At 69.4% G+C, this 21,159-nt stretch carries 19 protein-coding genes; 8 read left to right on the top strand and 11 right to left on the bottom strand.

Annotation, left to right across the window (positions count from 1 at the left end):
- The first annotated feature begins 49 nt into the window (after nucleotides 1–49).
- Together mobB and ACFHNC_RS10185 are read left to right on the top strand one after the other, a co-directional pair.
- Nucleotides 50–553: a molybdopterin-guanine dinucleotide biosynthesis protein B gene (gene mobB, locus ACFHNC_RS10190; RefSeq protein ID WP_437169098.1), complete on the top strand. Its 504-nt coding sequence runs from the start codon at nucleotides 50–52 to the stop codon at nucleotides 551–553.
- A gap of 12 nt (nucleotides 554–565) precedes the next feature.
- On the top strand, nucleotides 566–1,813 hold the full coding sequence (locus tag ACFHNC_RS10185) for a molybdopterin molybdotransferase MoeA (protein ID WP_437169097.1): 1,248 nt from the start codon (nucleotides 566–568) through the stop codon (nucleotides 1,811–1,813).
- A 6-nt stretch (nucleotides 1,814–1,819) separates the two neighbouring features.
- On the opposite strand, the gene ACFHNC_RS10180 is transcribed toward ACFHNC_RS10185, so the two are convergent.
- From ACFHNC_RS10180 to fdhD, 3 genes are read right to left on the bottom strand one after another with little or no spacing between them, the layout of a single operon-like run.
- Nucleotides 1,820–1,945, bottom strand: a complete 126-nt coding sequence (locus ACFHNC_RS10180) for a hypothetical protein (RefSeq protein WP_437169096.1) — start codon at nucleotides 1,943–1,945, stop codon at nucleotides 1,820–1,822.
- Between the two features lie 56 nt (nucleotides 1,946–2,001).
- The gene (gene mobA / locus ACFHNC_RS10175; protein WP_437169095.1) at nucleotides 2,002–2,628 is read right to left on the bottom strand and encodes a molybdenum cofactor guanylyltransferase MobA; all 627 of its coding nucleotides are present in this window, start codon (nucleotides 2,626–2,628) and stop codon (nucleotides 2,002–2,004) included.
- The gene (gene fdhD / locus ACFHNC_RS10170) at nucleotides 2,618–3,514 is read right to left on the bottom strand and encodes a formate dehydrogenase accessory sulfurtransferase FdhD (protein ID WP_437169094.1); all 897 of its coding nucleotides are present in this window, start codon (nucleotides 3,512–3,514) and stop codon (nucleotides 2,618–2,620) included. The genes mobA and fdhD overlap by 11 nt, the downstream gene beginning before the upstream one ends.
- Before the next feature lie 128 nt (nucleotides 3,515–3,642).
- Here fdhD and ACFHNC_RS10165 point away from each other — a divergent pair, with 128 nt between their 5' ends.
- Nucleotides 3,643–4,794, top strand: a complete 1,152-nt coding sequence (locus tag ACFHNC_RS10165; RefSeq protein ID WP_437169093.1) for a helix-turn-helix transcriptional regulator — start codon at nucleotides 3,643–3,645, stop codon at nucleotides 4,792–4,794.
- A gap of 8 nt (nucleotides 4,795–4,802) precedes the next feature.
- Here the strand turns inward: ACFHNC_RS10165 and ACFHNC_RS10160 are convergent, their stop codons facing one another.
- On the bottom strand, nucleotides 4,803–5,261 hold the full coding sequence (locus ACFHNC_RS10160; protein ID WP_437169092.1) for a hypothetical protein: 459 nt from the start codon (nucleotides 5,259–5,261) through the stop codon (nucleotides 4,803–4,805).
- Between the two features lie 68 nt (nucleotides 5,262–5,329).
- Entirely contained in the window at nucleotides 5,330–7,582 is a 2,253-nt protein-coding gene (locus ACFHNC_RS10155) for a fused MFS/spermidine synthase (RefSeq protein ID WP_437169091.1), read from the bottom strand.
- Between the two features lie 191 nt (nucleotides 7,583–7,773).
- On the opposite strand from ACFHNC_RS10155, the gene ACFHNC_RS10150 reads away from it, so the two are divergent.
- The 3 genes from ACFHNC_RS10150 to ACFHNC_RS10140 all read left to right on the top strand — a co-directional run bounded on the left by ACFHNC_RS10150 (nucleotide 7,774) and on the right by ACFHNC_RS10140 (nucleotide 12,540).
- Nucleotides 7,774–9,315 carry an acetolactate synthase large subunit gene (locus ACFHNC_RS10150; protein WP_437169090.1) on the top strand — a complete coding sequence of 514 codons (1,542 nt, stop codon included), beginning with the start codon at nucleotides 7,774–7,776 and terminating at the stop codon, nucleotides 9,313–9,315.
- An 11-nt stretch (nucleotides 9,316–9,326) separates the two neighbouring features.
- Nucleotides 9,327–10,091, top strand: a complete 765-nt coding sequence (locus ACFHNC_RS10145) for a short-chain dehydrogenase/reductase (protein ID WP_437169089.1) — start codon at nucleotides 9,327–9,329, stop codon at nucleotides 10,089–10,091.
- A 214-nt stretch (nucleotides 10,092–10,305) separates the two neighbouring features.
- Nucleotides 10,306–12,540: an ATP-binding protein gene (locus ACFHNC_RS10140; RefSeq protein WP_437169088.1), complete on the top strand. Its 2,235-nt coding sequence runs from the start codon at nucleotides 10,306–10,308 to the stop codon at nucleotides 12,538–12,540.
- Here the strand turns inward: ACFHNC_RS10140 and murA are convergent, their stop codons facing one another.
- The 3 genes from murA to ACFHNC_RS10125 all read right to left on the bottom strand — a co-directional run bounded on the left by murA (nucleotide 12,541) and on the right by ACFHNC_RS10125 (nucleotide 14,703).
- Nucleotides 12,541–13,794, bottom strand: a complete 1,254-nt coding sequence (gene murA, locus ACFHNC_RS10135; RefSeq protein WP_437169087.1) for a UDP-N-acetylglucosamine 1-carboxyvinyltransferase — start codon at nucleotides 13,792–13,794, stop codon at nucleotides 12,541–12,543.
- A gap of 94 nt (nucleotides 13,795–13,888) precedes the next feature.
- Nucleotides 13,889–14,443 carry a dCTP deaminase gene (gene dcd, locus ACFHNC_RS10130; protein ID WP_437169086.1) on the bottom strand — a complete coding sequence of 185 codons (555 nt, stop codon included), beginning with the start codon at nucleotides 14,441–14,443 and terminating at the stop codon, nucleotides 13,889–13,891.
- A gap of 80 nt (nucleotides 14,444–14,523) precedes the next feature.
- Entirely contained in the window at nucleotides 14,524–14,703 is a 180-nt protein-coding gene (locus ACFHNC_RS10125; RefSeq protein ID WP_437169085.1) for a hypothetical protein, read from the bottom strand.
- A gap of 163 nt (nucleotides 14,704–14,866) precedes the next feature.
- Between ACFHNC_RS10125 and ACFHNC_RS10120 the strand changes: the two genes are divergently transcribed.
- Complete coding sequence (locus ACFHNC_RS10120; RefSeq protein WP_437169084.1) at nucleotides 14,867–18,028, top strand: M10 family metallopeptidase C-terminal domain-containing protein; 3,162 nt, start codon at nucleotides 14,867–14,869, stop codon at nucleotides 18,026–18,028.
- A gap of 21 nt (nucleotides 18,029–18,049) precedes the next feature.
- On the opposite strand, the gene ACFHNC_RS10115 is transcribed toward ACFHNC_RS10120, so the two are convergent.
- The gene (locus ACFHNC_RS10115) at nucleotides 18,050–19,009 is read right to left on the bottom strand and encodes a Bug family tripartite tricarboxylate transporter substrate binding protein (protein ID WP_437169083.1); all 960 of its coding nucleotides are present in this window, start codon (nucleotides 19,007–19,009) and stop codon (nucleotides 18,050–18,052) included.
- 107 nt (nucleotides 19,010–19,116) lie between these two features.
- Here ACFHNC_RS10115 and ACFHNC_RS10110 point away from each other — a divergent pair, with 107 nt between their 5' ends.
- On the top strand, nucleotides 19,117–19,887 hold the full coding sequence (locus tag ACFHNC_RS10110) for a maleate cis-trans isomerase family protein (protein ID WP_437169082.1): 771 nt from the start codon (nucleotides 19,117–19,119) through the stop codon (nucleotides 19,885–19,887).
- 18 nt (nucleotides 19,888–19,905) lie between these two features.
- Here the strand turns inward: ACFHNC_RS10110 and ACFHNC_RS10105 are convergent, their stop codons facing one another.
- The gene (locus ACFHNC_RS10105) at nucleotides 19,906–20,265 is read right to left on the bottom strand and encodes a DUF3597 domain-containing protein (RefSeq protein ID WP_437169081.1); all 360 of its coding nucleotides are present in this window, start codon (nucleotides 20,263–20,265) and stop codon (nucleotides 19,906–19,908) included.
- A 66-nt stretch (nucleotides 20,266–20,331) separates the two neighbouring features.
- A complete protein-coding gene (locus ACFHNC_RS10100) occupies nucleotides 20,332–21,159 on the bottom strand; it encodes an alpha/beta fold hydrolase (protein WP_437169080.1) in 828 nt (275 codons plus the stop codon).

Raw genomic sequence — 21,159 nt, 5'->3', positions numbered from 1 at the left:
CCGTGGTGAAGCCACGGCCGGCCCTTCTCATTTCCAGGATGCCCTGACCTTGCGCCTGATCGGACTGGCCGGCTGGAGCGGCTCCGGCAAGACCACGCTGCTGACGCGCCTGATCCCGGAGCTCGCATCCCGTGGCGTGGCGGTCTCCACCCTCAAGCACGCGCATCATGAGTTCGACGTCGACCGTCCGGGCAAGGACAGCCACGCGCATCGGCAGGCGGGCGCGCGCCAGGTGCTGGTTTCCTCCGCCCGCCGCTGGGCGCTGATGACGGAGCTGCGCGGCACGCCGGAAGCCACGCTGGCGGAGCTGCTGGCCCGTTTCGATCCGGTGGATCTGGTGATCATCGAGGGCTTCAAGCGCGACCCGCATCCGAAGATCGAGGTGTTCCGCGCCACCAACGCCAAGCCCTGGCTGCACCCGGACGACCCCGCCATCATCGGCATCGCCGCCGATGTCGCGCCACCTTCCCGCACGCTGCCACATCTGCATCTGGACGATATCGGTGCCATCGCCGATCTGATGCTGGCGCGCGCCATTCCGCTGCGCGGGTGAGGGGAGGCGGGCATGGCGCAACTCAGCGACGATTGCTTCGCCTTCGGCGGCAAGCTGATGTCCGTGGACGCGGCGCAGGCGCTGATCGCGGAGCGGGTGCCGCCACTGCCGGGGGCGGAACCGGCCGCGCTGTTGCACGCGCTGGGCCGGGTGCTGGCCGGGGATCTGCGCGCGCCGCTGCCGCTGCCCCCCTTCTTCAATTCCGCCGTCGATGGCTATGCCTTCCGCCATGCCGACCTGGCCGCGTCAGGCGAGACGCGGCTTCCGGTCGTGGCCCGCTTGCAGGCCGGCCAGGAAAGCGGCGGCATCACCCCCGGCACCGCCATCCGCATCTTCACCGGCGCGCCGATGCCGGCTGGCGCCGATACGGTGATGATGCAGGAGGATGCGCGGGAGGAAGACGGCGCGGTGCTGCTGGCGCCCGGGCTAAAGCGCGGCGCCAATTGCCGCCCGGCCGGGGAGGATGTGGCGCAGGGCGCGGTGGCGCTGGAGGCCGGTCGCCGGCTGCTGCCGCAGGATATCGGCCTGGCCGCGGCGCTCGGCCTCACCAGCCTGTCCGTGCGGCGGCGGGTGCGGGTCGGCGTCTTCTCCACCGGGGATGAACTGGCGGAGCCGGGCACGCCGCTGGCCGCCGCACAGACCTATGATTCGAACCGCTTCACCCTGCTTGCGCTGCTGGCCGGGCTGCCGGTGGAGGCGCGGGACCTCGGTATCCTGCCCGACCGGGCGGATGCCACCGCCGCCGCCCTCGCCGGCGCCGCGGCGACGCATGACCTGCTGCTGACCTCGGGTGGCGTCTCGACCGGGGAGGCCGACCATGTGAAGGCGGCGATCGACCAGGGCGGGCGGCTGGTGTTCTGGCGGCTCGCGATCAAGCCGGGCCGCCCGGCGGCCATGGGGGTCATTGGCGGCACGCCGGTGGTGGGACTGCCCGGCAACCCGGTGGCGGCCGTGGTCACCTTCCTGCATCTGGCCCGGCCGCTGGTGCTGCGTCTGGCCGGGGCGCTGCCCGAGCCCCTGCCGCGCTTCCCAGCGGAAGCCGCCTTCGCCTATCGCAAGAAGGAGGGGCGGCGGGAATATGTGCGGGTGCGCCTGATCCCCGGTAGCGGCCTGCCGCGGGCCGAAAAATTCGCCCGCGAGGGGGCGGGGCTGCTGACCTCGCTGACGCAATCCGACGCGCTGGCCGAATTGCCCGAGGAAGTCACCACCGTCAGCCCCGGCGACCGGATCGCCGTGCTGCCCTTCCGCGGCGTATTCTGAACCAGCCTACAGCCGCACGCCCTGTGTCGTGTGGCGCTGCTCGGCGGTCTGCTGGAAGTTGCGGTCGAGCACCACATAGGCGCCGATGGCCAGGATGATGGCGGCGAGCGAGCCGAACAGGACGGACTTCATCGGATTTGCTTCCCGGTATGGCGCATCGTTGTGTGACGCACCGCTTCTGTATCGGATCAGCGACGGTCGGTTGCAAGGGCCGCCAGCAGCGCCTCGGCCTCCGCCAGGTCTTCCGGGGCATTTGCATTGAAGAAGGGGTCGATCGGCTGGGTGGGCCAATCGGCATGGGCGATGCCGTGGCGCGCCGTCCAGCGGTCGATTTTGCGTTCCCCTGCCGCCAGCGCTGCACGCAGATCATGGCGCAACGCCACCGGCCACAGGCCGATCGGCGGGTGGGTCTGGCCGTCGGAGCGGGCACAGGCCAGTGGCACCCCCGCCGCCTCGCGCACGGCATGCAACCGCGCCACCAAATCGTCCGGAATCAGCGGCGAATCGCCGGGGACGGAGACCACCCAGGCGCAATCGAGCCGTGCCTCCGCCGCCCAATCCAGCGCGGCCAGGATGCCGGCGAGCGGGCCGGGGTGGTCGGGCATGCCATCCGCGACCACGGGCAGGCCCCAGGCGGCAAAGCGCGCCGGGTCGCCATTGGCGTTCAGGATGGTGGCCGCCACCTGTGGCAGCAGCCGTTCCAGCACATGGTCCAGCAGCGGGCGCCCGGCGAGCAGCCGCAGCGGCTTGTCGCCACCGCCCATGCGCCGCGCCAGCCCACCGGCCAGCACCACGGCGAGTGTTTCATTCCGCATCGGCGGAGCCCATCGCCTCGGCGCTGTTCTTGCGCCAGTGCTTTGCCGATTCCTCCGGCACATGGGTGAGGTCCGCGTCGAACACCAGGCGCTGTTCACCGGCCAGCGCCACGAAGCGCTTGCCCTTGCAGCGGCCGATCAGGGTCAGGTTCGCCTCCCGCGCCAGTTCCACCCCCCAGGCGGTGAAGCCGGAGCGGGACAGCAGGATGGGGATGCCCATGCGGACGGTCTTGATCACCATCTCCGAGGTCAGGCGACCGGTGGTGTAGAAGATCTTGTCCTCGGGCGCTTCATTCTCCCGGAACATCCAGCCGGCGATCTTGTCCACGGCATTGTGGCGGCCGACGTCTTCCATGTAGACGATCGGCTGATCCTCCCGGCACAGCGCGCAGCCATGGATGGCGCCGGCCTCCAGGTACAGGCTCGGCAGCGTGTTGATGCGGTGCAGCAGGCGGTACAGCCAGGAGGTGTGCAGCCGCGCTGCTTCCGGCAGCCGCACCCCGGCGAAATCCTCCATCAGATCGCCAAAGGCGGTGCCCTGGGCACAACCGGAGGTCAGCGTCTTCTTGCGCAGCTTGGCCTCGAAATCCGTCTTCGCCTCGGTGCGGACCACCACGACCTGGAGGTCCTCGTCATACTCCACGCCAGTGACGTGATCCGCCCGGCGCAGCATGCCCTGGTTCAGCAGGTAGCCAATTGCGAGGTCCTCCGGTCGGTCCAGGATCGTCATCATGGTGACGATCTCCTGCCCGTTCAGATACAGCGTCAGCGGTCGTTCCACCGTCACGCTGGTCTCGATGGCCTGGCCGGTGTGGTCGAGGCCGGTCACGCGCCGTGTGAGGCGTGGGTCCGTCGGGTCGGGTTGTACGCGAAGGGATTCGGCCATCTGGTCAAGGTGGCGGCGCGCCCGCCGCTGCGCAAGCGAGCCCTTGCGTCCTGTCGGATGGTCCCACCCGCCCCAGCCTTTTGACGTTACCGCTGACACGACTGCAGTAAGGTGGTAATCTCGGCTACGTGAGCGAACCGACCACCACATTCTCGCCAGAGTCCTTAGCGCTGGACATCTACGCCGCCGTGGTGGACGGGCATGGATTGGCCAATGCCATTGCCCCGCTGGCGAAACGTCTGCAGGCCAGTACCCATGCAGTGCACCTCATGCAGTATGAGCATGGCGTGCTGCGGGAAAGCCGCTGCGAGGGCGGCGGCCTGGCCCCGGATGTGACCGCGCGCTACCAGGATCACTGGATTCATCGCGACCCCTGGGCCGCCGCGGCCGCCCAGCAGGGGGAAGGCGTGCTGAACATGGGCCGCGTGGTGCCGCTGTCCGCCTATCGGCGCTCGGCCATCTGGAACGAATGGAAGGCCCCGCGCGACGGCGCCTTTCATTGCCTCTCGGCCAGCATGCAGACGGCGGATGGCATGGTGGGGCGCATCGCCTTTCATCGCTCCGTCGGCGCGGCGCCCTTCGACACGGCGGAGGAGGCGCTGCTCGGGCCGATCTTCCCGCATCTGCGCCGCGCCCTGATGATGGAGCACCGCCTGGCGGCCGATGGCTGGCAGGCGGCGCGCGCCATGCGGATGGGCTTTTCGGCGCTGCGCCAGGGGGTGCTGCTGCTGGACCTGCAGCGCCGCATCATCGTCACCAATCCGGCGGTGGAGGCGATGGCCGCGCAGCAGGATGGGCTGGCTCTGGCCACGGAGGGGGGCCTCGCCACCCCGCATGCGGCGGCACGGCAGGCGCTGGCCCGCGCCGTGGGCGCTGCGCTCGCGGCGATCTCCGGCAAGGTGAAGATGATGCCGGATGCCGCCAGCGTGGCGCTGCCCCGGCCCAGCGGCGCGCCGCCCTATCTGGTGCAGGCGGTGCCGTTGCGGCGGCTGGAGGCCTTCGGGGTCCCGGATGGATTTGCCGGCGTCATGCTGCTGGTGACGGATGACCGCACCCGCAGCCGTCCCCGTGCCCCGCTCCTGCGCCAGGCCTTCGGGCTGACGCCCGCCGAGGGCGCGTTGGCCGCCTCGCTCGGCGCAGGGCGGACGCTGGCGCAGCATGCCGCGGCACGGCAGATTTCGGTGGCGACGGCGCGGGACCAGCTTGCCGCCATCCGCCGCAAGACCGGCTGCCGGCGGCTGGCCGACCTCACGGCGCTGCTGGGGCGACTGACGGGCTGACGTGCCGTTCAGCCACCACGCAGCGAAAAGGGCCGCATCAGGAAGGCCGTGCCCCAGCCAAAGGCACCGTTGAGCAGCGCCGCCCGTGCCCAGATGATGGTGTTGCCGCCGGCCCACATCGGCACGCCGCGATACTGCGCCACCAGGGTGAAGCCCACCACGGTGCAGACCACGGCGCCCAGCACGAAGCCGGTCAGCAGGTCCGGCATCCGCCCCCAGCGGATCAGCGCCGCCAGCACAATGCCCCACAGCCCGCCCCAAAAGGCCATCGACAGCACCTGCGGCACCCCCCAGGGCGGCACCGGCCGCAGGCTGAAGCCGGCGGAGGCGGGGCGGAAGGCATCCGGCACGAAGGGCAGCAGCTTGATCAGCGCGAACTGGTGATGCAGCACGTATTGCGTGCCCTGATGGAACACCAGCACGGCCAGCGCGCCGCAGATGAAGCCGACCAGCAGAACCTTCTTCATCGACATCATCCGGAGTCTTGTTGCGCCAGCCTACCCCGCGGCTGACGTTGCCGCCATCCGGCCACCTTCTACTGGTCCAGCAGTTCCTCCGGCCGGCGCAGCGTATTGGTGTGGCGGACGCCGTTGTTGAGGTAGAATTCGTCGCGCGGGAAGACATCGGTCAGCGATACTTCCGGCCGGCGCGATCCCGGCGCCCAGGCCAGCGCCGGCGCGGCGAACATTCCCGCATAGTCACCGAAATCGCGATTGCCGCGGGCCAGATGGGCCGTCACCTCCGGCTGCGCGAAACGCTGCGCCAGTCGGGCCGGGTCGTAGGGGATCGGGCTGTTGGAGCCGATCAGCACGGAGCCGGGCATCAGCAACAGCGTGTGCGGGAAGACTGCGGCGAAGGTCGCCACCACGCGGCGGCTCGGCCCCCACTGCACATAGATGCCGCCAGGCGCCAGCCGGGCGCGAACCTGCTCCAGGAATTCGGCAGAGTACAACAGGCCGGAATGCGAGCCCTCGGGCAGAATCGCATCCGCCTGGATCACGTCATACAGCTCATCGCCCCGCGCCAAGGCACGGCGGCCATCGCCATACTCCAGCGCCCAGCGCGGGTTCTCGACCATTTCCGCGATCGGGCTGCTGGGGTAGCGCGCCGCGATCTCCGCATGCGCGGTCAGCACCGGCCCCACCAGCTCGATCGCTCGCACAGATTGCGTGAGGGGCGACACGCCGGCCGCCCAGGGCGTGCCGCCGGAGCCGATGCCGATGCACAGCACCGCCTTCGGGTCCGGGTGCAGCAGCGGCCCGACCGCGCCAAGGAACTGATGGATCGGCAGGAAGGGGATGCGCCCCTGGCTGAAGCCCTGGATGAAGAAGGGGCCGTGCGGACCCTCACCGGGCCGGTTTTCGTCGCGGAAGAAGGCGATGCCGGACCGGTCCTCGGACCAGGCGACCGTCTGGCCCGGCTGTTCGGCATGCAGGCGGGACCACAGCGTGGCATTGCTCGGCAGCGCCACCAGCGCCACGGCACAGGCCGCCGCCAGCGCCATCTCCGGTTTCCGCCCGCGCCCGGCGCGCCAAAGCCAGCCGAGCATCAGCAGCAGGGACAGCGCCGCCAGCAACAGCAGCGTGCCGGCGGTGCCGATGAAGTGAAAGGTCACCAGCCCGGTCAGGATCGACCCCGCCGCATTGCCCAGGATGTTCGACAGCTGCACCCAGCCGACCCGTGCGCCGACGCTCGCCAGATCCTGCTGGACGGCGCGCTGCACGAAGGGGAAGGTCATGCCGATCAGGAAGCTCGGCGGGCCGACCACGAACAAGGTCAGCAGGACCGTCGTCACCAGCCCGCCATCGCGCAGCCGCTGCATGTCGGCGGAGACGTATTGGTTGATCGGCCAGTAGGGCAGCGCCCAGATCAGCAGCAGGATCAGCGCCGCGCCCAGAGCGAAGCCGCCCGCCTGGGTCATGAAGAAGGCCGGTCGCGGGTCGCGCATCCGCCGCACCATGCGCGACGCCACCGCGATGCCCGCGCCATCGGCCAGCAGGAAGATGCCGAGCACGGTCGGGAACAGATAGGCGTGGTACTGCCCGATCTGCCCCATCAGCCGCACCCAGACGATCTCCATCGCCACGATGATGTAGCCCGAGAGGAACACCAGCAGGCACCACATCCGCAGGCTGCCGAAGGGCTCGGCCTCCGCCGTGGTGACAACGCGCGCCGGTGGCGGCGGCGCGAGGCGGGACAGGCCCGGCAGCAGGGTCAGCGCCAGCCCCGCCGCCAGCACATCCAGCCCCGCCGCCAGCGCCAGCGCGCCGACGAAACCCAGGTGCCCCACCAGCACCCAGCCGCCGAGCAGCGCGCCGAGGCCCGCGCCCAGCGTATTCAGCCCGTAGAGGCTGCCGATTCGCTCCGCCACCGTGTCCAGGCTGGTCGCCACTGCGCGCGCCAGCAGCGGCAGGGACGCGCCCATCAGGGTGGTCGGCAGCACCAGGCCGGCGAAGCACAGCGCGAAGATCGCCACCGGGCTGTCCACCACGCCGGCAAGGTCCGTGGCCAGGAAGTCATACAGGAACAGCTTGGAGACCAGCGCGAACACCGCCACCCCGGCCTCCGCCAGGGCGAAGCCCAGCAGCGCGTGATAGGGCGAAAGCCGGTCCGCCAGCTTCGCCCCGATGATGGAGCCCAGCCCCAGCCCCGCCAGGAAGGCGCCCACCACCAGGGCGGCGGAGATGGTGTCGGAACCGGCGAAGATGCCGAGCATGCGCTGCCAGACGATCTGGCACAGCAGGGCTGCGAAGCCCGAGCAGAAGAATGCAATGGCCAGGCGCGGCATGCCCGGAACCCTCCCCCATACGCGCCGAAGCCCCCCTTCTGACGCGATCGTTATCATCGCCAATCTCGCTGCTTTGCGTAACCCACCGTCCATGCCTAAGCCACATAATGAAGAAAGGGCAATCTTTCCCCACCCTTGCGGCTGCGCCCCGGCCCGCGCACCTTGCGCCCCTGTCATTGGGGAGGATTGCGGTGAACGGAGCCGAAAGTCTGGTGCACACCCTGCTGGGCGCTGGGGTGGATACGTGTTTCGCCAATCCCGGCACGAGCGAGATGCATTTCGTCGCCGCGCTGGACCGCATCCCGGGCATGCGCTGCGTCCTTGGTCTGCAGGAGAATGTCGTCACCGGCATGGCCGATGGCTATTTCCGCATGGCCGGCAAGCCGGCGGCGACGCTGCTGCATTGCGGCCCGGGCCTGGCGAATGGCCTGGCCAACCTGCACAACGCCCGCCGCGCAAGGTCCGGCATGGTGAACTGCGTCGGCGACCAGGCGACCTATCACCGCCCGCTGGACGCACAGCTCACCGCCGACACGGAGGGTTTCGCGCGCGGTGTCTCCGGCTGGGTCCGCACGGTGGAGAAGGCGACGGATGTGGCGCGCGATGCGGCGGTAGCCGTACAGGCCGCCCGCACCTCGCCCGGCCAGATTGCCAGCCTGATCCTGCCATCGGATGTCTGCTGGGACGAGGCGCCGAACGGCCCGGCCGCCGCGCTGCCGGTGCCCGCCGCGCCGCAGGCGGACCCGCTGGCCATCCGCAACGCTGCCAGCGCGCTGCGCGGCCGCAAGGATGTGCTGATCCTGCTCGGCGGCCTGGCGCTGACGCAGCAGGCGCAGGCGCTGGCCTGGCGCATCGCCCAGGCAACGGGCGCGCATGTGCTGGCCGAGATGTCCAACAGCCGGGTCGAGCGCGGCCAGGGCCGCATGCAGCTGGAGCGCGTGCCCTATCCGGTCGATCTCGCGATCGAGGCACTGAAGCCCTACACCACCATCATCCTGGTCAACAGCAAGGCGCCGGTGGGCTTCTTCGCCTATCCGAACAAGCCGTCCCGCCATCACCGGGAAGACGCCGACATCCTGCTGCTGACGCGGTACGAGGCGGACCCGATCCAGGCGCTGACGGCGCTGGCCGATGAACTCGGCGCACCGCAGGCCGCCTTCGCCAATCCGGGTCCGCGGCCCGAAGCCGTGCGCGGCACGCCGACCCCGGAAGGCCTGGCGCAGACGCTGGCGGCGCTGATGCCGGACAACAGCGTGGTGGCCGATGAATCCGTGTCCTTCGGCCGCGGCTTCTACAAATTCACCCACGCCGCGCCAGCGCATGACTGGCTGCACATCACCGGCGGCGCCATCGGCTGCGGCATTCCACTCGCCACTGGCGCCGCGATCGGCGCGCCGGGCCGGCGGGTCATCAACCTGCAGGCCGATGGCTCGGGCATGTACACGCTCCAGGGGCTGTGGACCCAGGCGCGGGAGAAGCTGCCCATCACCACCATCATCATCGCAAACCGCAAGTACCAGATCCTGCTCGGCGAATATCAGGGCGTCGGCGCCAATCCGGGCCGCACGGCGATGGACATGCTGGACCTGGGCAACCCGAACCTCGATTGGGTGAAGCTGGCCAACGGCATGGGCGTGGAAGCCGCGCGCACCAACACGCTGGAGGGCGTCGCCGACCTGATGCGCCAGAGTTTTGCCAGCGACCGCCCCTTCGTCATCGAGATGGAGGTCTGACGCCGGTGGACATGAACCTCGCTGGCCGCCGGGTGCTGATCACCGGCGGCTCGAAGGGCATCGGCCTGGCTTGCGCCCAGGCCTTCGCGGCAGCGGGCTGCGACCTGGTGCTGGTCGGGCGCGATGCCGCGACGCTGGACGCTGCGGCCGATGCGGTGCGCGGCGCGGCGCAGGTGCGGGTCGAGACGCTGGCGGCCGACCTGTCCCAGCCGATCGAGCGGGAACGCCTGCACGCTGCCTTCCCGGAGGTGGACATCCTGGTGAACAACGCCGGCGCGATCCCCGCAGGACGGTTGCAGGACATTCCCTTCGCCCGCTGGCAGCAGGCCTGGGACCTCAAGGTGCTCGGCTACATCCACATGTGCCAGCTCTACTATGCCGGAATGGAGGCGAAACGCGCGGGCGTCATCCTCAACATCATCGGCATGGCCGGGCGGGCGCCACGCATGGCTTATATTTGCGGTGGTGCCGGCAATGCGGCGCTGGTGGCCTTCACCTCCGCACTCGGTGGTTCGGCGCAGGCCAGCGGCGTGCGGGTGCTGGGCATCAACCCGGCGGCGACGCGGACGGACCGGATGGAAACGCAGGCGCGCGTGAACGCCCAGCTCCAGTTCGGCGATCCGGAGCGCTGGGCGGAAACGCTGACCGGCCTGCCCTATGGCCGCCCGATCGAGGCGGCGGAGATCGCCGACCTCTCGGTGTTCCTGGCCTCCCCCCGTGCCGCCTATATCAACGGCACGGTGGTCGACGTGGATGGAGGCGGAATGTTCCGGTGAACGACCACGCCGGAACCGCGGCGCGGTTGCGGCGACTTCCCGGCCATGTCAGCATCAATCTGGCTGTAGATGCGCCGCCTGGCCCATTTTGGCGCCAGCAGGCGGTCACAGATGGTCGCGGCGCCAGAATGGCGCCAGGCAAGGGCGGCGCAGGCCGACCCCGGGCCGGGTCGACCGGCCCGGCCTTGGACGCCGGAAAGGGGGTGGCCTTGGCATGAGCATCCGCGCTCGATTGCTGTGGCTGGTTGCCATGTCGATGATCCTGCCCGGACTTCTGCTCGGCCTGCGTTCGTTTCATGAGCGCGGGGTTCAGATCGATTCCGCGACCGCACGCATTGTCGAGGCCTCCTCCGATGTGGCGCGTGACCTGGAGGCCCGCATCCTGGCCACCGGGCAACTCCTGTACGGGCTGGCCCGGGCGCGGGACCTGCAGACCGAAAGCCGCGAAGGCTGCTCGGCCTTCCTGACGCGGGTCCGCGAGCAATATCCGCAATATACCGGCATCCTGACCACCGACCGCGAAGGCCGGCTGTTCTGCGATTCGTTGCAGTCGGGGCGTGAGCTCAGCCTGGCGGACCGAAGCTACTTCCAGCGAGCGCAGACAACGGAAGACGGGCTGGTGCTGGACGCCGCCTTCGGACGCATGAGCGGTAGCGCGGTGCTACAAATCGTCCGCCCGGTCCGCAACCTGGCGGGCGACCTCGAATCGGTCATCCTGGCCGGACTCGACCTGGAGCGGCTGGTCGGGGAGGATCTGCGGCTGGTCGGGCCCGGCATGGAAATCCTGCTGCTGGACCAGCAGGGCACGGTGCTGGTCTGGCAACCGAACCCGGCGCGTGCTTCGCGCATCGGCCAGTCGATCCTGGACGCACCCCTCGGCCGCTTCGCACTATCTGCCGGCGCGGGTGAGACGGCGGCGTTGCGGGCGGAAGATGGTGCCACCCTCATCTGGGCCAGCGGCACGGCGCCGCTTCTGACCGAGTCCGGGCTGCGGGTCCTGGTGGGGCAGAATCAGCAGGACCTGTTGGCGCCGGCGAACCGGCGGCTGCGCGAGGATCTGGCCATCCTCGCCTTCCTGTCCCTGCTGCTCGGCACCGCGGTCTGGGTGATCGGTGAGGTGACGATCCGCCGCCAGGTCGCGCGCATCGCCACCATGGCGGCCCGCCTGGGCGAGGGTGATCTCTCCGCCCGCATCCCCGCGCCCCACCCGAAGGGCGAGTTGGGCGGGCTGATGGCGGTGCTGAACCGCAGCGCGGAATCCCTGCAGCAACAGCGGGAGGCGATCACCGCGCTGAACCGCAAGCTGCTGCGCGCCCAGCGGATGGAGGCGGTGGGCCAGCTGACCGGCGGAATGGCGCATGATTTCAACAATCTGCTGACCGTGATCCTGGGCAGTGCCGAACTGCTTGCCGAACGGCTGGAGCATGATCCGGATCTGCTGCAACTGGCCGAGACCACCCGCATGGCGGCCGAGCGCGGCGGTGAGCTGACCCGCAGCCTGCTCGCCTTCGCCCGCCGCCAGCCGCTGGAGCCGCGCGCCGCGGATCTGTCCACCGAGATCAGACGGATCGAGCGGCTGCTGCGCCGCACGCTGGGGGCACATGTGGAATGCCGCTTTGAACTGCCGGCCGGCCTGCCGCCCGCGCTGGTGGACCCCTCCCAGCTCGAGGCCGCGCTGCTCAACCTCATGCTGAATGCGCGCGATGCCATGCCGCATGGCGGCCTGCTGACGGTGGAGGTGGCGGAGGCGGAGTTGGATGCCGCCTATGCGGCGCGGAATGATGAGGTTGTACCGGGCGAATACCTGTTGATCGCGGTCACCGACACCGGCCAGGGCATGACGCCGGAGGTGCTGAGCCAGGCCTTCGAGCCGTTCTTCACCACCAAGGAATTCGGCCGCGGCAGCGGGCTCGGCCTCAGCATGGTCTATGGCTTCGTCAGGCAGTCCCAGGGCCATGTGAAGATCTATTCGGAGCCGGGCCAGGGCACCACGGTGAAGTTGTATCTGCCGCGCGCCATGAGCCCCGGCGCCGCACGCATTCCGCCGCGCCCCATCGCCCCCCGGATCGGCGGCGGTACGGAATCGGTGCTGGTGGTGGAGGATGACGACATGGTCCGCGCCCATGTGGCGGGCGAGTTGACCCTGCTGGGCTACACCGTGCTGTCGGCGCGCGACGGGCGGGAGGCGATGGAGATCCTGCGCGGCGATGCGCTGATCGACGTGCTGTTCACCGATGTGGTGATGCCAGGCGGCATGTCCGGCCCGCAGCTCGCCGTCTCCGCCCTGCTGCTGCGGCCGGGGCTGCGGGTGCTGTACACCTCCGGCTATACCGAGAATGCGGTGGTGCATCACGGCCGGCTCGACCCGGGCGTGGTGCTGCTGTCCAAGCCCTATCGCCGGCAGGAACTGGCGGAGAAGCTGCGCTTCGTCCTGCGGACAGAAGTGTAGTCAGACCCGCTCGATCTCCGCGCCCACCGCGGACAGCTTCTGCTCCAGCGCCTCATAGCCGCGATCGAGGTGATAGACGCGGTTGACGATGGTCTCGCCCTGCGCCGCCAGGCCGGCCAGCACCAGGCTGACGCTGGCGCGCAAGTCGGTCGCCATCACCGGGGCGCCGGACAGCTTCGGCACGCCGCGCACGATGGCCGACTGGCCATGATACTTGATGCGCGCGCCCATGCGGGTCAGTTCCGGCACATGCATGAAGCGGTTCTCGAAGATGGTCTCCGTGATCATGCTGGCACCCTCCGCCACGCACATCAGCGCCATGAATTGCGCCTGCATGTCGGTGGCGAAGCCGGGGAAGGGCTCGGTCATCACATCGGCGCCGCGCAGCCCATTCTTGCGAGTGATGCGCAGCCCCTCCGTCTCCTCCGCCACATCCACCCCGCATTCGCGCATCGTCCGCACCACGGCGCCGAGGTCCAGCATCCGCGCGCCTTCCAGCAGCACGGTGCCGCCGGTGATGGCGGCGGCGCAGGCGTAAGTGCCGGCCTCGATCCGGTCCGGGATGATCGGGTGCGTCGCGGCGCCGAGGCGCTTGACGCCTTCCACCACCAGCCGATCCGTGCCGATGCCCTCGATCCGCGCACCCATCCGCATCAGGCACATGGCGAGGTCGCCGATCTCCGGCTCCCGCGCCGCATTCACCAGTTCGGTGGTGCCTTCGGCCAGCGTTGCCGCCATCAGCAGGTTTTCCGTCGCGCCGACGCTGACCTGCGGGAAGATGATGGTGGCACCGCGCAGACCCTGGGGCGCCTTCGCATGCATGTAGCCGCCTTCCAGGTCGAAGACGGCGCCCATCTGCTCCAGCCCCTTGATGTGCAGATCGACCGGCCTGGTGCCGATGGCGCAGCCGCCGGGCAGCGACACGCGCGCCTCCCCGAACCGTGCGACCAGCGGCCCCAGCACCAGGACGGAGGCGCGCATCTTCCGCACCAGGTCATAGGGCGCTTCCAGATTGTCGGCGGCACCGGACAGCACCAGGCGGCGTTTCGGCTTGTCGTGCTCCACCTTCATGCCGTGCTGCACCAGCAGGGCGCGCATGGTGGCGATATCGGCTAGGTCGGGCGCGTTCTCCAGTGTCAGCGGCCCGTCCGAGAGCAGGCCGGCGGCCATCAGCGGCAGGGTGGCGTTCTTCGCGCCGCCGATCGGGATGTTGCCCGAAAGCGGCTTGCCGCCGCGGATACGGATGCGGTCCATCAGATGTGCTTCCCTGGTCGGATCGTCGCAGCAAGGCGGGCGACTGAAGGGCGCCCGAGGCCCCGAATGGGGCCCGCTTCCCGTGCCGCGCGCTTCAGAGTTTCGGCAGCGAGACGCCCCGCTGCCTCATATACTTGCCCTTGCGGTCCGCGTAGCTGACCTCGGGCGGCGCGCTGCCTTGCAGGAACAGGAACTGGCAGATGCCCTCATTGGCGTAGATGCGGGCGGGCAGGGGGGTGGTGTTGCTGATCTCGATGGTCACCTGGCCTTCCCATTCGGGCTCCAGCGGCGTGACATTCACGATCAGCCCGCAGCGCGCATAGGTGGATTTGCCGAGGCAGATCACCAGCACATCCCGCGGAATGCGGAAGTATTCGATGGTGTGGCACAGCACGAAACTGTTCGGCGGGATGATGCAGGTCGCCCCCTGCCGGGTGACGAAGCTCTGGTCCGAGAACACCTTCGGATCGACCAGGGCATTGTCGACATTGGTAAAAATCTTGAACTCGTCGGCCAGGCGGGCGTCGTAGCCGTAGCTGGACAGGCCGTAGGAAATCACGCCCTCCCGCCGCTGCGATTCGACGAAGGGCTCGATCATCGCCGAGTCCTGCGCCATGCGGCGGATCCAGGTGTCGGGCATGATGGACATGGGGCAGCGGCCTTAGGCGACGGAGGAGGGCAAACGGGGGAGGGCGGGGTTACCCGATGCGCGCCCGGGCGTCCAATCCGTCAGTCTTCCGCCGAGGGTTCGGCCTCGGGCGGCGGCTCGGCCCGCGCACGCGCCTGCGCCTTGCGGCGGCGCAGGTTTTCCCGCAGCGCGGCCGCCAGCCTGGCTTCCCGCGCCAACTGCGCTTGCGTCTTCACCGGGGGCGTCTTCACCGGGGGCGATGCGGGGTCCGGCTTGTCCATGATGGGCAGGAACCGCGCCGGGCGCGGCCGGTCAAGCCCCGAGTGACCACGACGATCACCCTGCCGCGAGAAGCGCCCGGTCTTCCCGGTGCCTCGATATCTTAACGAGACGTTGCCTCCGGCCGCCGGCTACCACCCCGCGCGGCGCAAGAGGGGCGGTACCATGACCAGCATCTTCATCAACGAAATCCACTACGACAATGACGGCGCCGATGCCGGTGAGCGCATCGAGGTAGCCGGCCCCGCCGGCACCGACCTGACCGGCTGGAGCCTGGTCCGCTACAACGGCTCGAACGGCTCGGCCTACAACAGCCCCGCCGCGCTGAATTCATTGGGCGGCGTGTTGGCCGACCAGGGCGGCGGCTTCGGCACCGCGGTGGTTTCCTACCCCGCCAATGGCCTCCAGAACGGTGCGCCGGATGGCATCGCGCTGGTCGATCCGAACGGCACTGTGGTGCAGTTCCTGAGCTATGAGGGCACCATGGCCGCGGCAGATGGCCCGGCCGCCGGCATGGTCAGCACCGATATCGGCGTCGCGCAGGCGGGCAACGAGCCGCTGGGCTCCGCCCTGCAGCTCGCCGGTACCGGCGCGGAATATGGCGACTTCACCTGGGTGGCCACGCCGGGTTCCAACAGCTTCGGTGGTCCCAATGCGGGCCAGAGCTTCGGTGGCGAGGCGACGCCCGGCCTGGTGGTCTCCACCGGCGAGCTGGCGTTGCAGGAAGGCGGCGCCGCCGGCCTCTTCACCTTGGCGCTGCGGACCCAGCCCACGGCCGATGTGACGGTGATGCTGGCTGCCCCCGGTGCGGATCTCTCGCTCTCCGCCTCCAGCCTGGTCTTCACCACCGCCAATTGGGACCAGCCCCGGCAGGTGCAGGTGACGGCGATCGAGGACGGCGTGGCCGAGGGTACGGAGGCGCTGTCCATCGCCATCACCGCCACCTCCGCCGATGCCGATTACGATGATCTCGACCCGATCGGCGTGGATGTGCGTGTGGAGGATGCGCTGGTGCTGACCGCCATCTACACCATCCAGGGCAGCGGCCTGGTCTCCGACCTCGCCGGCCAGCAGGTGCGGACCAGCGGCATCGTCACGGCGGTGGACAGCAACGGCTACTATCTGCAGGACCCGACCGGCGACGGCAACGCCGCCACCTCCGACGCCATCTTCGTCTTCACCAGAAGCGCCCCCGGCGTGGTGGTGGGCGATGCGGTGACGGTGCAGGGCACTGTCAGCGAATTCACCCCCGGCGGCGCCGCCACCGGCAACCTCTCCACCACCCAGATCACCGCGACCGGCGCCGGTGCGAGCCTCGTCACCTCCTCCGGCAATGCGCTGCCGGATGCGGTGGTGCTCGGCCCGAACGGCCTGCTGCCGCCGACCGAATCGCTGTTGGACGGCCTCGCCTTCTACGAGAGCCTGGAGGCGATGCGCGTGACGCTGGAGACGCCGACCGTGGTCGGCGCCACCAACGGCTTCGGCGAGATCTGGGCCACTGTCGGCCCGGCCACCGGTCTGAGTGAGCGCGGCACTGTGAACATCGAGCCGGGCACCGGCGGCCCTGGCGTGACCAACACGGTGGGCGGCGACTTCAACCCGGAGCGCATCCAGATCGACGAGGATAACGGCGTCTTCGCTTCCGGCGTGCCGATGGTCGATGTCGGCGCGCAGCTCGGCAACATCACCGGGGTCATCAGCTACAATTTCGGCAATTTCGAGCTGATCCCGACCGAGGCCTACACGGTGACGGCGCCGAGCACGCTGGAGCCCGAGGTCACCAGCTTCCGCGCCGAGGGCGCCAATCTGCTCATCGCCACCTACAACGTGCTGAACCTGGACCCGAAGGTCGAGAACCAGGCGCTGGTCTCCGGCGGCAGCTCCAACAACGTCGATGACGATGTCGGCGAGGGTCGCTTCGCGCGCATCGCGCAGGACATCGTGCAGAACCTGAAGACGCCGGACATCATCGCGCTGCAGGAAGTGCAGGATGGCGATGGCGGCGAGATCAGCGACCTGGTCTCCGCCGCGTTGACCTTGCAGACCCTGGTCGATGCCATCGTCGCCGCCGGCGGCCCACGCTATGAATTTGCGGACAACACCTTCATCGGCAACGGCACCAGCGGCGGCCAGCCGGGCGGCAACATCCGCAATGCCTTTCTGTACAATCCGGAACGGGTCGAGCTGGTCGAGGGTTCGCTGCACACGGTCGATGACGCGGCCTTCGCCGGCTCCCGCCTGCCGCTGATCGCCGACTTCACCTTCCAGGGGGAGTCCGTGACGGTGGTGAACAACCACTTCTCCTCCAAGGGCGGCAGCCAGCCGCTGTTCGGCGCGAACCAGCCGCCGGTCAACGGCTCGGAGGATGAGCGCCAGGCGCAGGCCGAGGCGGTGCGCGGCTTCGTGGAGGCGACCCTGGCGGCGGACCCGGACACCAATCTCGTGGTGCTCGGCGACTTCAACGAGTTCGAATTCGAGGAGCCGATGCAGCTGCTCGCCGGCAGCGGCGCACCGCTGGTGAACCTGATGGAGTCGCTACCGCCGCTGGAGCGCTACTCCTTCATCTTCGACGGCAACAGCCAGGCGCTGGACCACATCCTGGTCAATACCGGCCTGGCCGGCGATTCGTTCTTCGACACGGTGCACATCAACGTCGAATTCGCCGACAACTCCAGCGACCATGACCCGCTGCTGGCGCTGATCGCGCTCGGCGGCATCACGCTGACCGCTGATGATGACGGGGGCCGTCTGGTCGGCCGTGCTGGTGGCGATGAATTGTCGGGCGGCAATGGCGCGGACCGCCTGCTCGGCCGCGGTGGCGACGACCGGCTGATGGGCGGCGCCGGCGGCGACATCCTGAATGGCGGCACGGGCGACGACACACTCGCAGGCGAACTCGGCGATGACAGCCTGGTGGGCGGCACGGGCGACGACCTGCTGATCGGCGGTGCGGGCAATGACCGCCTGTTCGGCCAGGACGGCAACGACACGCTGCTGGGCGGCGAGGGGGCCGATGTGATGTGGGGCGGCGCCGGGGCCGACCTCTTCGTGTTCAGCGCCTTCTCCGACAGCCCGCGCGAGGCCGCCAGCCGCATCCTCGACTTCTCCTCGGCCGAGGGCGACCGGATCAGCCTGGAAGGCTTTGCGGAAGACTTCGTCTTCGTCGGCAGCGGTGCCTTCGCCGGGGGCGGCCAGGCCTCGGTGCGCGTCCTGCAAGGGGCGAACGGCACCGGCGTGTTCCTCGATGACGGCAATGGCGGCGGGGCGGAGATGGTGATCCGCCTCGCCGGCCAGCACGCGCTGCAGGAGAGCGACTTCATCCTGTAGCGGATGGGATCGCGGGGATCCTCAGTCGATGCGGATCCCCGCCGCCTGCACCACCCCGGCCCAGCGCCGCACCTCGGCTTCGACGAAGGCTGCGTATTCCGGCGCCGTCATCCGCCGCGGCGTTGCGCCGGTTTCCACCAGCTTGGCGCTAATCTCCGGCGTCGCCAGCGCGGCCAGAACCTCGGCATTTAGCCGGTTGACGATGGCGGGCGGCGTGCCGGCGGCGGCCGAGAGGCCGAACCAGGTGGACGCCACCAGGTCTGGATGGCCCAGCTCCTTGAAGGTGGGCAGATCCGGCCAGCCCGGCACCCGCGCATCGGCGGTGACCGCCAGCAGGCGGAAACGCTCATTGCGCCCGGCTTCCACCAGCGTGGTGATCATGGCTTCCAGCGAACCGCCGGCCACGTCGTTCATCATCGGTCCGCTGCCGCGATAGGGCACATGGGTCGTCTCGATACCCGCGGAGCGCTGCAGGATCGCCTGCTTGGTGTGGGAGGAGGTGCCATTGCCGGGCGATCCGACATTCAACCCCGGCCGCGCCTTCGCCGCCTCGATGAATTCCGCCAAGTTGCGGATCGGGCTGCTGACATTGACGGCGAGGACGGAGGGGATTTCCGCCATCAGCGCCACATGTGTGAAATCGGTCACCGAATTGTAGGGCAGGGTGCGATAGACCGCGGGTGCCACGCCGAAGCTGGCGATGTTGGAGACGATCAGCGTCTGCCCATCCGGCTGGCTTTTCGCCACCACGTCGGAACCCACCGTGCCACCGGCGCCGGCGCGGTTTTCCACCACGAAGGTCTGGCCGAAGACGGTGGTAAGCCGGGCGCTGACCAGGCGGGCGATGAAATCAGTGGTGCCGCCGGGCGGGAAGGGCACGATTACGCGCACCGGGCGGGCCGGATAGCTGGCCTGCGCGGCCGCGACACGGGGAACGGCCAGGGCGCCGGGCAGCAGGGACAGCAGGTGACGGCGACGCATCGGAATCCTCCGGTCTGGCGGGCAAGGCCGGCAGTAAGCCCCGCCGGGGCCTGACGGACAAGCGACTTGCATGGCAGTCTGTGCGGACACGCGATCAAGGTGCCAGAATGACGGTCGAATACGCCCCGCGCGGGCTGGTTGGCGTGCTGACGCCGCAGGCCAACACCACGGTGGAGCCGGAATTCGCCATGCTGTGGCCGCCCAGCGTGGCGATGCTGAATGCACGGATGACCAGCACCAAGCCGACCATCATCGCCCGCCTGCTGGACTACCTCCGGGACCTGCCCGGTGCGGCCTCGCAATTCGCCAATGCACCGATCGATGCCATCGCCTTCGCCTGCACCGGCGCCAGCTACTATGCCGGCGTGGCGGAGGAGGATGCGCTGGTGGCGCGGATGCAGGATGCGCTGGGCATCCCCGTCATCACCGCGGCGCTGGCGGTGCGGGACGCGTTCCATGCGGTGGGGGCGGAGCGTATCGGGCTGGTCTCCCCCTATCCGGATGACCTGACCGAGGCGGCCATCACCTACTGGACCGCGCGCGGCTTCGCGGTGACGGCGGTCTCCCGCGGCGCCATGGCCGATGGCAGCTTCCACCCGATCTACGCCATGACGGCGAAGGGGGCCGCCGCCGCGCTGGCGGCGCTGCCGGCCGGGCAGGTTCAGGCCGTGGCCATGCTCGGAACCGGCATGCCGACGCTGGGGCCGATACTGGGGCAACCCTTCGTCGGCGTGGCGCCGGTCACCTCCTGCATGCATGCCCTGGCGTGGCGCAGCGTCTGCGCCGTGACGAAGCAGCCGCCGAGCGCCGAAAGCTTCCTCGCCTGGGTGCGGGGGGAGGGTTGGGGCGCCCGCTACCGGGAGCGCATGGGCGGCTGAACCCTGCCGCCCCTTGCATCAGGCGCGCAGGGAATTCGGCACGCGGCCGCCATTCTCCGCCAGCTTCGTCATCACCTGGCGATGCAGCCAGAGGTTCAGCGTCGTCAGGTCCGCCATGTCGCCGTGGTAGCGCAGTTCCTTCGCCAATTCCCGCCGCGCATCCTGGGAACTGTCGAGGCCGAGCAGCTTCAGCAGATCGACGATGGAACGCCGCCAATCCAGCTTCTGCTTGGAGGCTGAGGCCATCTGCATCAGCACCACCTCCACATCCACCTGGGCCATCGTGGCGGCGGCAGGCGTGTTGGCAGGAGCGGGCGTACCAGCCACGGCGTCGCGGTCGCCGAAAATCTTGGTCAGGATCGATTTGAAGATACTCAAGGTGATGACTCCAGGGGCCAAAAGTGGCCTTTCGGATCATAACGCATTTGTGCGTCTCTGGTTCGTTCAACGGTCAGGTGCCAGCCATGCGCGCAGCAGCGCATCCGTCTCCGCCGCCGCCTCATAGGCCACCCAATGCCCGGCGCCCGGCACCACGGCCACGCGCGCATCCGGCCGGGCGTCCTTCAGCGCGTCGATCCGCAGATGCAGGTTGGGCCAGGCCACCGCATCCCGTTCCCCCCAGATGGCGTTGACCGGCACGCCCACGGCGGCGGCGAGTGCGTCCTTCAGATTGCCGGAGGGCGCGAATTGCCGGCTACGCAGCCGCGCGGCCTGCGAATTGATCTCCTGGATCTCCAGCGCCAGCGCGTCGATCTTCGTCGGGTCGGCGAACATCAGGCTCGCCAGGTTGTGGCGGTGCGCCGCCACCTTCTCCCCGCCCTGCTTGTCCCGCACCTTCACCAGATTGGTCGGGCTGCGCGGCGTGCCCAGCGCGCCGGCGCCGCAGATGGTGACGCTGCGCAGCCGGGGCGCCAGCAGCCGCGCGACATGGCCGGAGGTGATGGCGCCGAAGGAGAAGCCGACCAGGTCCATCGCCGCCGTGTCCGGCACCAGCGTCTTCAGCCCCTCCACCAGCACGCCGGCGATGGTTGCCGGATCCTGCGGCTCCGGCGGGTCGTCGCTTTCGCCCAGGCCCGGGATGTCGGGCGCGATCACCATGCGCTGCGCGGCCAGCCACGGGATCTGCTTCACCCAATGCCGCCAGGACCCGCTGCCGCCATGCAGCAGCATTACCGGTGAGCCGCCATCGGCATTCCACACCCGCCAGACCATGCGCCCTTCGCCGCTGGGGGTTTCGTGGCGTGTTGCGGCGGCGTCGAGTTCGGCCAGCAT

This window comes from Falsiroseomonas sp. E2-1-a4, from assembly GCF_051433165.1.
Taxonomy (GTDB): domain Bacteria; phylum Pseudomonadota; class Alphaproteobacteria; order Acetobacterales; family Acetobacteraceae; genus Falsiroseomonas.
The sequence above is the reverse complement of the archived record's forward strand: the minus strand, read 5'-3'. Positions and strand labels throughout refer to the sequence as shown.

What these genes read in the sequence shown, in the direction of transcription:
- ACFHNC_RS10100 (WP_437169080.1), bottom strand. Translation starts at nt 21,159, where the DNA reads ATGCTGGCCGAACTCGACGCCGCCGCAACACGCCACGAAACCCCCAGC.
- ACFHNC_RS10110 (WP_437169082.1), top strand. Translation starts at nt 19,117, where the DNA reads ATGACGGTCGAATACGCCCCGCGCGGGCTGGTTGGCGTGCTGACGCCG.
- mobA (WP_437169095.1), bottom strand. Translation starts at nt 2,628, where the DNA reads ATGCGGAATGAAACACTCGCCGTGGTGCTGGCCGGTGGGCTGGCGCGG.
- ACFHNC_RS10180 (WP_437169096.1), bottom strand. Translation starts at nt 1,945, where the DNA reads ATGAAGTCCGTCCTGTTCGGCTCGCTCGCCGCCATCATCCTGGCCATC.
- ACFHNC_RS10120 (WP_437169084.1), top strand. Translation starts at nt 14,867, where the DNA reads ATGACCAGCATCTTCATCAACGAAATCCACTACGACAATGACGGCGCC.
- ACFHNC_RS10125 (WP_437169085.1), bottom strand. Translation starts at nt 14,703, where the DNA reads ATGGACAAGCCGGACCCCGCATCGCCCCCGGTGAAGACGCCCCCGGTG.
- fdhD (WP_437169094.1), bottom strand. Translation starts at nt 3,514, where the DNA reads ATGGCCGAATCCCTTCGCGTACAACCCGACCCGACGGACCCACGCCTC.
- murA (WP_437169087.1), bottom strand. Translation starts at nt 13,794, where the DNA reads ATGGACCGCATCCGTATCCGCGGCGGCAAGCCGCTTTCGGGCAACATC.
- ACFHNC_RS10145 (WP_437169089.1), top strand. Translation starts at nt 9,327, where the DNA reads ATGAACCTCGCTGGCCGCCGGGTGCTGATCACCGGCGGCTCGAAGGGC.
- dcd (WP_437169086.1), bottom strand. Translation starts at nt 14,443, where the DNA reads ATGTCCATCATGCCCGACACCTGGATCCGCCGCATGGCGCAGGACTCG.
- ACFHNC_RS10160 (WP_437169092.1), bottom strand. Translation starts at nt 5,261, where the DNA reads ATGAAGAAGGTTCTGCTGGTCGGCTTCATCTGCGGCGCGCTGGCCGTG.
- ACFHNC_RS10155 (WP_437169091.1), bottom strand. Translation starts at nt 7,582, where the DNA reads ATGCCGCGCCTGGCCATTGCATTCTTCTGCTCGGGCTTCGCAGCCCTG.
- ACFHNC_RS10185 (WP_437169097.1), top strand. Translation starts at nt 566, where the DNA reads ATGGCGCAACTCAGCGACGATTGCTTCGCCTTCGGCGGCAAGCTGATG.
- ACFHNC_RS10140 (WP_437169088.1), top strand. Translation starts at nt 10,306, where the DNA reads ATGAGCATCCGCGCTCGATTGCTGTGGCTGGTTGCCATGTCGATGATC.
- ACFHNC_RS10115 (WP_437169083.1), bottom strand. Translation starts at nt 19,009, where the DNA reads ATGCGTCGCCGTCACCTGCTGTCCCTGCTGCCCGGCGCCCTGGCCGTT.